An 11,603-nucleotide genomic window follows, 5' to 3' on the forward strand; every position below is an offset into this window, starting at 1 on the left:
CTCGGCGGGAGCGGCTGTTCCCGGACCAGGTCCGCGGTTGGCTGACCGTCGCGATCGGGGTGCTGGGCGGTCGCGGTCGTGGAATGGTCCCGCACCTGCTCACCGGCTCCGAGCACCAGGCGCTGGAGGCCGGCGAGGCGATTGTCCGGTACGCCAGGCGCCTCCCGGAGGCGGCCGGACGACCCCTGGTTCGTGCTCCTCGTGATGAGGGCACTCGGTATGCCGGTCCCATCGGCGGTGCTCCACCCGCGGCCACGGCCCACCGACCTCGACCGACACCCCCACGGGGATCGCGGCACCACCGAGACCGGCCACGGCGACCATCGCCGCCAGGCCGGCACCCATGCTGACCAGCGGCTCGTCGACGGTGGCCGTGGCCGGCCTAGGGGGTGCGGCAGCGGACCCCACGAGGTCGTGGCCGGTGCGCGTGAGGTGGAGGCAGACCAGACACGGCTGCGCCGGGTCGCCGGCGACCCATGGCCCGACGACCACGCGGGCGGCGTCGACCACGACCGGCAGCAGCGGTACGCCGCGGCGTCGCCACGGCTCGGCCCCCCGGGGGTCGACGGAGCGGGCGGCCAGGAGGACGAGGAGGTCGGGTCCGGTTGACCCACCCACCCGCAGTTCGGCGTCCAAGGTGTCCGCGGCCCAGGCGCCGGCCCGCACCAGGCCGACGCCGGCCGCACGCAGCAGCGTGGCCACCGACAACGACAGCGGACCCGCCCCGTCGACGACGACGAACCGCCCGGACACGCCTGCCGCGGCCGTCGACGTGACGGCGCCGGTCAGGTCAGGACCGGACGCCGGCCCGAAGGCGGGGGCGAGGCGGGGAAGCGCGGCCATCGGGGCGAGGCCTCCTGAACGGTCGCAGGGAGTGGTCGCAGGGACTGGAGTCGGGGGGAGTCCGCCTCGGAAATCTCGCACAGCCGCCTCGCGCGAGCGGGTCGTCGTCCACAGGCACGCTGAAGGGGCGGGACCCCGATGGTCCCGCCCCTTCCGGACGTGATGCTGTCGGACGCGACCCCCGGCCGCGTCCGGGAGTGTCAGGCCTTGCCGAGGATCCGGTTGAGGTTCGTGCCGCACACGGGGCACACGGCCTTGGCCATGCGCCGGCCGTTCTCGCTGACGACGACCTTGCCCTCCGCCTCGCGCTTCTCCTTGCACTTGACGCAGTAGAACTCGCCTGCGTAGGTCTCGTTGCTCGTCATAGGGGTTTGTCTCCTTGTCTGCCGCGCCACAGGTGGTGGTGCTGGACCACGTTCACCCTAGCGCCACCTGAGCACAAACCAACGAATCCTGAGCACGGGGCCACGCTTGCGGCGCGCCGTTCACGCGTCCGGGAGAGCGCTCTCTGGACGTTCTGGATCGGCACTCGGCGCGGTCCCGATCCAGCGCTCCAAACGGGAGGTTTCGGCATACGCTCGGTTCATGGCCGTGCCGCGATCCGGGAAGGAGACGGGACCGGCGCCGGGCGCTCCCGCCGACGTCCCGCCAGGCGCGGTCGCCGACGGTCCGCCCGCGGTCGAGGTCCGCCGCAGCGGCCGGCGGCGCCGCACCGTCAGCGCCTACCGCGAGGGCGGTCGGACGATCGTCCTCATCCCCGCCCGGTTCACCAAGGCCGAGGAGCGGCACTGGGTGGACACCATGCTCGGCCGGCTCGCCGCCGGGGACCGGAGGCGCCGTCCCGACGACGCGGAGCTCTCGGCGCGGGCTCGCGCGCTCTCCGCTCGCTACCTTGCCGACGCCGCGCGTCCCACCTCGGTGCGTTGGGTGGGCAACCAGATGAGCCGGTGGGGGTCGTGCACGCCCGCGGACGGCACGATCCGCATCTCGGAGCGGCTCAAGGGGATGCCGGGCTATGTCCTGGACTACGTGCTGCTGCACGAGCTCGCCCACCTGCTGCGCCCGGCCCACGACCGCGAGTTCTGGCGGCTACTGGCGACCTACCCGCGGGTGGAGCGCGCTCGCGGCTACCTCGAGGCAGTGGCGTCGGCCGCCGGGCTCGGCGCGGCGTGGCCGGACGACGAGAACGAGGTCGACTGGGAGCCGGTCGCGGTGGTGTCGGAGCCGACAACCCTGTTCTGACTGGCGTCAGCGCAGGACGCGAAGAGCGGCCGCGACGAGGCCGTCGAGCTCGTCGACATGGCCCTCCGGCAGCGCGTCCAGCGACCACCAGCGCACGTCGAGCGACTCTCCGCTGACCCGAGGCTCGGCACCCGGCGGCGCGATCGCCGCATACCGGATGTCGAGGTGCTCGCGACACCGCCCGAAGTCGCCGACGAGCACGTGGCGGTCGAGGTGCACCGGTACCGGGGTGACTCGAAGCCCATCGATCCCGGACTCCTCGGTCGCCTCGCGTTCCGCGGCCGCCCGCACGGACCGGTCTACCGTCTCGAGGTGGCCGCCGAGCTGGAACCACATCCGCGCGCGCCGATGGTGCGTCAGCAGGACGCGGCCCAGCTGCTCGTCGAGCACGAGACAGCTGGCCGTGAGGTGTTCGGGCGGCCCCGCCTTCCAGACACCGTCCGCGTGGTCGGCGAGGAAGGTGAGGTACTCCAGGCGCAGCACCTCCTGCTGCCGGTCGGCCGGCCGGTATGCGTGCAGGACGCGGTTCGCGTCCGCGTGCAGCGGGCTGGTGGTCGTCCCTGAGACGGTTCAGGCCTCTCGCGTCGGGCCGGACCCCGCGCCGTCGCCGCCTTCGCCGTCGTCCCGCAGCAGCGCGTCGAGGGCGGAGTCCACGTCGTCGCTGCCGCCGGCTTCGCGGCGCTTCTCCACGTAGCCCAACGGGTCGTCGAGGTCGGCTCCGGTCGGCGCGATGTCGGGGTGCTCCCAGGGGGCGTCGCGGAACTCGGCCCCCCCGGCGTTCTCCAGGGCCGCCCAGAGGTTCTTGGCGTCCTTGAGGCGGCGCGGCCGCAGCTCGAGCCCGACCAGGCCGCTGAACGTCTTCTGGGCGGGACCGCTGACCCGACGCCGGCGCAGGGCCTCGCCGAGCGCGTCCGCGTTGGGGAGGTGCCCGGACGTGGCCTGCTCCGTCACCAGGTCGACCCAGCCCTCGACGAGGGCGAGGGACGTCTCGAGCCGGCCGAGCGCGATCCGTTGCGCCGCGGTCGGCGTCGGTGAGAACAGCTTGTCGCGCAGCGACTCCTGGATCTGCGCCGGGTTCTGCAGGTCCATGTTGCGGACCTGCTCCTCGATCGCGTCGGTGTCGATGGTGATGTTCCGGGCGTAGTCGCGGACCGCGGCCTCGAGCTGCGGGCCGAGCCACGGCACCTGGGCGAACAGCCGGGCCCGGGCGGCCTCGCGGACGGCGAGGTAGAGGCGCACCTCACCCGGGTCGACACCGAGGCCCTCGGTGAAGGCGGCGACGTTGGCGGGCAGCAGAGCCACGTCTTCGCTGTCGAGCAGTGGCAGTCCGACCTCGGTGGCGCTGAGCAGGTCGGCGGCGAGTGCCCCGACGCCGGTGCCCAGCTGCGCCGAGAACATGCTCCCGGCCATCTGGCGCAGCGCCGGCTGCAGCTGGCCGATCAGGCCGCTCAGGTCCAGCCCCTCGAGACCGGGGATCTGCGGGAAACCCTCTGGCAGGCCGGCGCCCTCGCCGAGACCGCTGAGGCCCTCGGACTTCAGCCGCTCGAACTGCTCGTCCATGGCGTTGGTCATGGCGACCGTGACGCCCTCGGAGACGGGCTCGACGAGGCGGTGCCAGGTCGGCATGGTCGCCTCGACCCACTCCGCGCGGCTCCAGGCCAGGCCCTTGCCGTTCGCGGCGGGCACCGTGGTGACCGGGTCGATCCACAGGTTCGCCACGCGGACCGCGTCGTCGACCTCGCGCTGCTGCGCAGCGGTCACCGTGGGGTCGGTCTCGGACGCCACCGTCTTGCGGGCGACGTCGGTCGACATCTCCATCCGGGCCTCGGGGGTCTGAGCGCCGAACATCTGCTTCATCTGGTTCTGCATCATCGACATGACGCCCGAGTCGGTGGGGTCGATGCCCATCTGCTTCCACAGGTTCTGGATCGCCTCGCCGGCCCCGGCCATGCCGCGGTCACCGCCCAGCTGGCGCATCAGTGCGTCGAGGTCGGGAAGCTGACCACCCCGGCCACCCGCACCCCCGAGCTGACGGACCAGCTCACCGAGGTCGGGCATACCCTGCGTGCCGCCGCCGAGCAGCTGCTGGAACATTGCGCCGAGATCGCCGAAGTTCCCGTCGTCGTCGTCATCGTCGCTGTCCCACGGGTCCCGGCGGGCCGGCGGCTGCGAGCCACCGGACGAGGTGCCCGAGAAGCCCATCCGCGGCTGGCTCGGCGTGCCCTCGAACGGGTCGGCCGGCCCGGTGGGGCTGTCCTGGGGACCGTCATGGGGACCGTCATGGGGACCGTCATGGGGACCGTCCTGTGGCTGGTCGACGGCGTCGCTCCACGCGTCCGAGCTCGGGGTCTCGTCACGCTCGGGCTCGGCGGCCTCGTCGCGATCGGGTCGCTCGGCCATGGTGACTCCTGTTGCTCTGGGAGGATGTACCACTAGACAACCACGAGGAGTACCCGCTGAGTTCCCGCGTCCGTTCCTCCCAGGGCGAACCGCCGGGGTCGCGTACGCCCGTGGTGGCCGTCGCCGGACCGGGCGACGTCGTCGGGGTACCGGCCCTGCGGATCGCCCGGCTGCTCGCGGCCGCTCGCGGCCAGGAGGACGGAGTCGCGGAGGTACGCGTGCTCGCGCCGGTCCGCGGAGTCGTCGAGGGCACCCGCTGGCGGGTGGTCGACACCGACGGGCCGGGGGTGTCGACCGAGCTCGCCGGGGTCGACGTCCTGGTGTGGGTCGCGACGTGCACCGACCTCGCCCAGGCGCTGGTCCACCGGTCCGCCGACCGTCGTGCGGCGCTGCTGCGCACCGGCCGGGCGCTGACGCTCGCCGCGTCGGCGGCGGGGGTCGGCCATGTGCTGGTGGTGACGTCGGCCGAGGTCTTCGGCGCCCTCCCCGACAACGAGGTGCCGCTGCCGGACGACGCGCCCGTTCGGGCGGTGATCGACGACGGGTTCGTGGGCGACCTCCTCGCGGTCGAGGCCCTGGTCGAGGAGAGCCGGGAGCACCATCCGGACGTCCGCTTCACGCTGGTCCGCCCGGCTGCTCTTGTCGGTGCCGGCATCGACACCGCGCTGACCAGGTACTTCGAGGCTCCGCGGCTGCTCTCGATCAAGACCGGGTCGCCCGCTTGGCAGCTGTGCCACGTCGACGACCTCGCGTCGGGCGTGCTGTGCGCGGTGACCGGTGACGTGGTTCCGGCCGGCGCCGTGACCGTCGGGAGCGAGGGGTCGCTGACCCTCACCGAGGTCGAGTCGCTCACCGCGATGAGGCGTATCGAGGTGAGCGAGACGACGGCGACGAACCTCGCCACCCAGCTCCACCGGGTCGGGGTCCTGCCGGTTCCGGCCAGCGAGCTCGCCTATGTGGCCCATCCCTGGGTGGTCGGGTCGGCTACCCTCCGTGCGCGAGGGTGGCACCCGGCATACGACAATGGGACCTGCCTCGGTGTGCTCCTCGACGCGATCGGAGGGCGGCACGCCGTGGCCGGCCGCAGGGTCGACCGGCGGGACGCCGCGTTCGGAGCGGCCAGCGCCGCCGTGGCCCTCGGGGCGACCGCCGCGCTGCTGCGCCGGGCCCGGCGTCACTGAGCAGCAGACGGACACAGGACAACACGGCAGTGGTGGACGACACGGCAGTTGGGGAAGAGATGGAAGCGGGAACCGGATGACCACTGGAGCGGTGGTGCCAGGTGTGGTCCTGGCCGAGATCCGCGACACCCCGCTGTCGGTCGACGAGGTCGTCGAGGCGGTCCGGCATCCCAGCGCCGGGGCCGTCGTGACGTTCATCGGGTACGTCCGGGAACGCGACCATGGGGAGCCGGTCGAGGTCCTGGACTACTCCAGTCATCCCACGGCCGACCAGGTCGCGCACGACCTGGCCGCGCGCTTCGCGGCCGAGGGTCGGGTCGTCCGGCTGGGCGTCGTCCACCGGACGGGGCACCTCACCATCGGCGACATCGCTGTCGTTGCCGCGGTCAGCGCCGAGCACCGCCGAGAGGCGTTCGAGGTGTGTCACGCCCTGATCGACGAGTTCAAGTCCACGGTGCCGATCTGGAAGCACCAGACGTTCACCGATGGTTCCGACGAGTGGGTGGGGCTGCCGTGAGCTGGACCGGGTCGACCCCGCCGAGCGTCCTCGACCAGCCGCCACCGGCCGAGGACCCGATGAGGGTGCCCCGTGGACCCGCGACGGCCCTCGTGGTCGTCTTCCTCGGCCTCCTCCTCGGCGCCCTCGGCACGTTGATCCACGTGCCCTACGCGGTGATGAGCCCCGGCCCGATCTCCAACGTCCTCGGTACGACCACCCACAGCGACGGCACGACCAGCGATCTCATCGTGATCAGCGGCCACGAGAGCTACCCCACGACCGGATCGCTCGACTTCACGACGGTCCGGATCAACGGTGGCCCCGGGTACCCCGTCAACGTCTGGGCCGTCATCGGCGCGTGGATCGACCCGCACCAGGACGTCTACCCGGTCGACGTGATCTTCCCGCCGCAGCAGACCGCGGAGCAGGTGCAGCAGGAGAACCAGGCCGAGATGGTCGACTCCCAGCAGGAGGCCACCGCGGTCGCGCTGCGGGCGGCCGGCATCCCGGTAACCGAGAAGGTGAGCGTCGCGGCGGTCTCGCCCGACGCTCCGTCGGGCACGACGTTCCAGCCCGGCGACGTCTTCGTCTCCATCGGCGGTACCGAGGTGACCAGCGCCGACGTCGCCCGTCAGGCCATCCAGAAGGCCACGCCGGGCAGCACCATCGACGTGGTCGTGGAGCGCGGCGGGACCCAGGTCGCGCTCAAGGCCAAGACCGGCGCGGCCGGCGGCCGGACGGTGCTCGGCGTGGTCCTCAAGGTCGACTTCCAGTTCCCGTTCTCGGTCAAGATCGACGCGGGCAACGTCGGCGGCCCGTCGGCCGGGCTGATGTTCTCGCTCGGGATCTACGACAAGGTCACCAACGGCGCGCTCACCGGCGGCCAGAACATCGCAGGTACCGGCACCATCGACAGCTCCGGCAAGGTCGGCCCGATCGGCGGCATCCGCCAGAAGCTGGTCGGGGCCCAGCAGGGCGGGGCGACCTACTTCCTCGCGCCCGCCGACAACTGCACCGAGGTCCGCGGCGCGGTGCCGGACGGCCTCCAGGCGATCAGGATCGCGACCTTCGACGACGCCCGCGCCGCGGTCGAGAAGATCGCGGCCGGCGACCCGAAGGGCCTCCCGGTCTGCTGACCCGCCTACCGAACCGGTATGCGGCGCCAGCCGCTCAGTCGTCGAAGGTCGCCTGCAGAGCCGCCACCAGGCCGGGCGCCAGGTCGGTTCCGGTCGCCACCGCGTCGTCGGCGTCGTGCGCCCGCTGCCGGATGAGGCATACCGAGGTGCCGTCTCGCAGCACCGCGGCAAGCAGCCGGACGTCCTGACGGTCCGGGTGCCGGGCCAGCGCCTCGACGGCGGCATCGGAGTCGGACGGGAGGTCCCGCTCGGCGTCCGGCGGGACGACCACCCGCTCGACGACGAACGCGCAGCCGTCCACGTCCGGGGGCCAGGCGATCCGGCCGAGGATCGACTCGAGGCTCGAGGACTGGTGCAGCCCCTCCTGCTCGATCGCGGTCAGCGCATCCGGCGCCTGGTCGGCGATCGACAGTCGGGTGAGCAGCTGCGGCTCCCGTTGCACGAGCGTCGCCGTGCGGACCAGGGCGAACAGACGAGGCGGCTGGTCCCATCCCGCTCCGGCCACGTGACGCTCCGTGTCGAGCGCGACGATCGACAGCGGGTCCAGCACCGGACGGCGGGGAGAAGTCACCCGCGGCATCCTCGCACCAGTCCCGCTCGTCACCGCTTCCTGTGAACGCGGCAACGATTAGGCAACCAGACGCTGTGGAAGGGGAACCGGGGCGCGGGCCGCTCGTTGGGTGATACGTATGCTGGCCGTACCCCGGTCAGCGTGCTGCGGGTAGGCATGCTTGACGACTGCAGACAGATCGGGCTCGACTGGTGAGTGAACGCGACTGGTTCGGTGAGGACCCTGAGGCCGCTGGCCGGGGCAACGGATCCGGGGGAGGACAGCGAACCGCGACGCGGGATCGCCGGCGCAGCCCCCTGGTCACGACGCTGCTGATCCTCGTCGTCGTCGGCATCGCCGCGTCGCTGATCGCGCAGTTCTGGACCGAGGTGCTCTGGTTCGACTCGGTCAACTTCCGCCGCGTCTTCCTCACCGAGCTGGGCGCCAAGGTCCTGCTCGGCGTCGTCGGCGGGCTCTTCACCGCCGCGATCGTCGGCTCCAGCCTCTACATCGCCTACCGCACCCGCCCGATCTACGCCCCGACCTCGACGAGTCAGGACGCCCTGGAGCGCTACCGCGCCGCCGTCGAGCCACTGCGGCGGATCGCCATGATCGGGATCCCGCTCATCATCGGCCTGCTCTCCGGCCTCGGCGCCGCGGGGCAGTGGGATACGTTCCTGCTCTGGCGCAACGCGCAGCCGTTCGGCAAGACCGACCCGCAGTTCGGCATGGACGTCGGCTTCTACGTCTTCACCCTCCCGTGGCTGACCTTCGTCGTCGCCTTCCTCAGCATGGCGCTCATCATTGGCGTCGTCGTGGCCGCGTTCACCCACTACATCTTCGGCGGCCTGCAGTTCCAGGCCCGTGCCCGCCACACCACGTCGGCCGCCCGCCTGCACCTGTCGATCCTCCTCGCGGCGATCGTCCTGGTCCGGGCGGCCAGCTACTGGCTCGAGCGCTACTCGCTCACCACCAAGTCGACCGACCTGATGACCGGCATCCAGTACACCGACGCCAACGCGGTGCTGCCGACCAAGGCGATCCTCGCCATCGCGTCGATCATGTGCGCGCTGATGTTCCTCTCGGTCATCTGGACCAAGTCCTGGCGGCTGCCGATCGTCGGTGTCGTCCTGCTGCTCGTCGTGTCGGTCGTGGTGGGCGGGATCTTCCCGGCGCTGATCCAGTCCCTGCGCGTCAAGCCCAGCGAGAAGTCGTTCGAGGCGCCGTACATCCAGAACAACATCAACGCCACCCGAGACGCGTTCGGGCTCTCCAACGTCGACACCAAGCTCTACAACGCCGCCACGACGGCTACGCAGGGCCAGCTACGCAACGACACGACGACGGTGCCGGGCATCCGCATCCTCGACCCCAACGTCGTCGCGGCCACCTACAAGCAGCTGCAGGCGGGCAAGAGCTACTACCAGTTCCCCGACACCCTCGACGTCGACCGCTACACCGTCGACGGGCTGACGCGCGACACCGTCATCGCGGTGCGCGAGCTGGATCTCGACGGTGTGCCCGACGGTCAACGCAACTGGCTGAACGACCACACCGTCTACACCCACGGCTACGGCGTCGTCGCCGCCTACGGCAACCGCAAGGACGCCGATGGCAAGCCGGTCTTCTTCGAGCAGAACATCCCGTCGACCGGCACGCTCGGCGAGTTCGAGCCGCGGATCTACTTCGGCGAGCAGTCGCCGGACTACTCCATCGTCGGGGCGACCGCTGGCTCCTCGCCGCGTGAGTTCGACTTCCCTGACAGCTCGCCGGCCGGGCAGGCCAACACGACGTATGCCGGTCAGGGCGGCGTCCCGATCGGGAACCTCGGGGTCAAGGTGGCGTACGCCATCAAGTACCGGGAGATGAACTTCCTGCTGTCCGACGCGGTCAACTCCGACTCGCGGCTGCTCGACCATCGCACCCCCCGTGACCGGGTCCAGCGCGTGGCTCCGTGGCTCACCCTCGACGGCAACGCCTACCCCGCGGTCGTCGACGGCCGGGTGCAGTGGATCGTCGACGGCTACACGACGACGGCCGACTACCCCAACTCACACCTCACCTCGATCGACCAGGCGACCTCCGACTCGATCACCACGACGCGCACCTCGGTGCAGGCGGTCGCCGCCGGCCAGGTCAACTACATCCGCAACTCGGTCAAGGCCACGGTCGACGCCTTCGACGGCACCGTGCACCTGTATGCCTGGGACGAGTCCGACCCGATGCTCAAGGCGTGGATGGGCGCATTCCCGGGCACGGTCCAGCCGATGTCGGACATCAGTGCCGGCCTGATGGCCCACCTGCGCTACCCCGAGGACCTGTTCAAGGTGCAGCGCGAGATCCTCGCCCGTTACCACGTCACCGACCCGGGCACCTTCTACGGCAGCAACGACCTCTGGAAGGTGCCGTCCGACCCCACCAAGGACCAGCGCATCCAGGTCGACCAGCCGCCCTACTACCTGTCGATCGCGATGCCCGGGCAGGACGAGCCGCAGTTCTCGTTGACCACGACGTTCATGCCGTTCGGTACGCGTGAGGTGCTCTCCGGCTTCCTCGCGGTGGACTCCAACGCCGGGACGACCGCGGGGCAGCGACGGGCAGGGTACGGCCAGCTGCGGCTGCTCGAGCTGCCCAAGGACAGCAACGTCAGAGGTCCCGGCCAGGTACAGAACGACATCTCGTCGTCGAGCGTCCAACCCCCTGAGGGTGGCCTCGGCCTGTCCCAGTTCCTCAACATCCAGAAACAACAGGGGTCCAGCGTCGTGCTGGGCAACCTGCTGACCCTGCCGGTGGGCGGCGGTCTGCTCTACGTGGAGCCGATCTACGTCCAGGCCAACACGCAGTCGGCCTATCCGCTGAACCGCGCCATCATCACGGCGTTCGGCGACAAGCTGGCGTGGTCCTCGACCCTGGACGGTGCGCTCGACGCCCTCTTCGGCGGCAACTCGGGAGCGAAGTCCGGAGACAACACGCCCACGACCGGCACGCCGACGACACCACCGGCGACGGGTAGCGGCCAGACAGCGGACAACCCTGCCCTCACCAAGGCGCTGGCCGACGCCCAGCAGGCGGTCAACGACGCCGACGCGGCTCTCAAGGCCGGCGACTTCGCCAAGTACGGCGAGGCGCAGACGCGGCTCAAGGCGGCGATCGCTGCGGCGGCCGCGGCGGCACCGTCGGGCAGCGTGACGCTGACGCCCGGTGCGACGCCGAGCGCCACCGCGACGGCCACGCCCACCGCGACCCCGACCGGCTGACCCTTGGGTTCGTGCTCTGGACCGCGCTGAGCTCCGGCGCCGACCACCGCGAACCGCCACCGATTTGGATCCCCCCGACGGTGTCCGTAGACTAGGGGCATACCGACGCGGGGTGGAGCAGCTCGGTAGCTCGCCGGGCTCATAACCCGGAGGTCGCAGGTTCAAATCCTGCCCCCGCTACCACGCACCGAGGGCCCGGACGATCTCGTCCGGGCCCTCTGGCGTACCGCGAGCAGGCGCCCGCCGGGAGCCTTAACCGAACCGAGGCCCCAGCACTGTTGCCAGAGGTTGCCAAACGCACCTAGCGTGCAGAAGATGCAACGCGGCCCGTCGATCTACGACGTCGCGAAGGCAGCCGGCGTGGCTCCCTCGACGGTCTCCCGGGCGTTCTCGCGTCCCGGCCGGGTCAACTCGCGTACCGCTGAGCGCGTCTTCGCCGCGGCGCGCGACGTCGGCTACCGCTCCGAGGTGCTCCACGGGCTGGTCGGGCAGCGC

At 71.4% G+C, this 11,603-nt stretch carries 11 protein-coding genes and 1 tRNA gene; 7 read left to right on the forward strand and 5 right to left on the reverse strand.

Going from position 1 to position 11,603, the window contains the following annotated elements; genetic code table 11:
• Positions 1-99 precede the first annotated feature (99 nt).
• On the reverse strand, positions 100-843 hold the full coding sequence (locus VIG79_RS01135; protein ID WP_331881054.1) for a hypothetical protein: 744 nt from the start codon (positions 841-843) through the stop codon (positions 100-102).
• 200 nt (positions 844-1,043) lie between these two features.
• On the reverse strand, positions 1,044-1,208 hold the full coding sequence (locus VIG79_RS01140; RefSeq protein WP_331881056.1) for a DUF5679 domain-containing protein: 165 nt from the start codon (positions 1,206-1,208) through the stop codon (positions 1,044-1,046).
• Between the two features lie 220 nt (positions 1,209-1,428).
• Between VIG79_RS01140 and VIG79_RS01145 the strand changes: the two genes are divergently transcribed.
• Positions 1,429-2,085 (forward strand): M48 family metallopeptidase, encoded by a 657-nt coding sequence (locus VIG79_RS01145; protein WP_331881058.1) that lies wholly within the window; start codon positions 1,429-1,431, stop codon positions 2,083-2,085.
• A gap of 6 nt (positions 2,086-2,091) precedes the next feature.
• Here the strand turns inward: VIG79_RS01145 and VIG79_RS01150 are convergent, their stop codons facing one another.
• Both VIG79_RS01150 and VIG79_RS01155 read right to left on the reverse strand, forming a co-directional pair.
• Positions 2,092-2,568, reverse strand: a complete 477-nt coding sequence (locus VIG79_RS01150) for an NUDIX hydrolase (protein ID WP_331881061.1) — start codon at positions 2,566-2,568, stop codon at positions 2,092-2,094.
• An 87-nt stretch (positions 2,569-2,655) separates the two neighbouring features.
• Complete coding sequence (locus tag VIG79_RS01155; protein ID WP_331881063.1) at positions 2,656-4,485, reverse strand: zinc-dependent metalloprotease; 1,830 nt, start codon at positions 4,483-4,485, stop codon at positions 2,656-2,658.
• A 110-nt stretch (positions 4,486-4,595) separates the two neighbouring features.
• Here VIG79_RS01155 and VIG79_RS01160 point away from each other — a divergent pair, with 110 nt between their 5' ends.
• The 3 genes from VIG79_RS01160 to VIG79_RS01170 all read left to right on the forward strand — a co-directional run bounded on the left by VIG79_RS01160 (position 4,596) and on the right by VIG79_RS01170 (position 7,301).
• Positions 4,596-5,666 carry an NAD-dependent epimerase/dehydratase family protein gene (locus tag VIG79_RS01160; protein WP_331881065.1) on the forward strand — a complete coding sequence of 357 codons (1,071 nt, stop codon included), beginning with the start codon at positions 4,596-4,598 and terminating at the stop codon, positions 5,664-5,666.
• A gap of 76 nt (positions 5,667-5,742) precedes the next feature.
• Positions 5,743-6,183: a molybdenum cofactor biosynthesis protein MoaE gene (locus VIG79_RS01165; protein WP_331881068.1), complete on the forward strand. Its 441-nt coding sequence runs from the start codon at positions 5,743-5,745 to the stop codon at positions 6,181-6,183.
• Positions 6,180-7,301: a YlbL family protein gene (locus VIG79_RS01170; protein WP_331881071.1), complete on the forward strand. Its 1,122-nt coding sequence runs from the start codon at positions 6,180-6,182 to the stop codon at positions 7,299-7,301. Before VIG79_RS01165 ends, VIG79_RS01170 begins: the two co-directional genes overlap by 4 nt.
• A gap of 34 nt (positions 7,302-7,335) precedes the next feature.
• On the opposite strand, the gene VIG79_RS01175 is transcribed toward VIG79_RS01170, so the two are convergent.
• The gene (locus tag VIG79_RS01175) at positions 7,336-7,881 is read right to left on the reverse strand and encodes a PPA1309 family protein (protein ID WP_414672558.1); all 546 of its coding nucleotides are present in this window, start codon (positions 7,879-7,881) and stop codon (positions 7,336-7,338) included.
• A 182-nt stretch (positions 7,882-8,063) separates the two neighbouring features.
• Between VIG79_RS01175 and VIG79_RS01180 the strand changes: the two genes are divergently transcribed.
• From VIG79_RS01180 to VIG79_RS01190, 3 genes are all read left to right on the forward strand, one after another.
• Complete coding sequence (locus VIG79_RS01180; protein WP_331881075.1) at positions 8,064-11,108, forward strand: UPF0182 family protein; 3,045 nt, start codon at positions 8,064-8,066, stop codon at positions 11,106-11,108.
• Positions 11,109-11,214: 106 nt separating this feature from the next.
• Positions 11,215-11,291, forward strand: a tRNA-Met gene (locus VIG79_RS01185).
• Between the two features lie 132 nt (positions 11,292-11,423).
• A partial coding sequence (locus tag VIG79_RS01190) for a LacI family DNA-binding transcriptional regulator (RefSeq protein WP_331881077.1) occupies positions 11,424-11,603 on the forward strand: 180 nt, incomplete at its 3' end.

The sequence above is a fragment of the Lapillicoccus sp. genome (assembly GCF_036559105.1).
Lineage (GTDB): Bacteria > Actinomycetota > Actinomycetes > Actinomycetales > Dermatophilaceae > Lapillicoccus.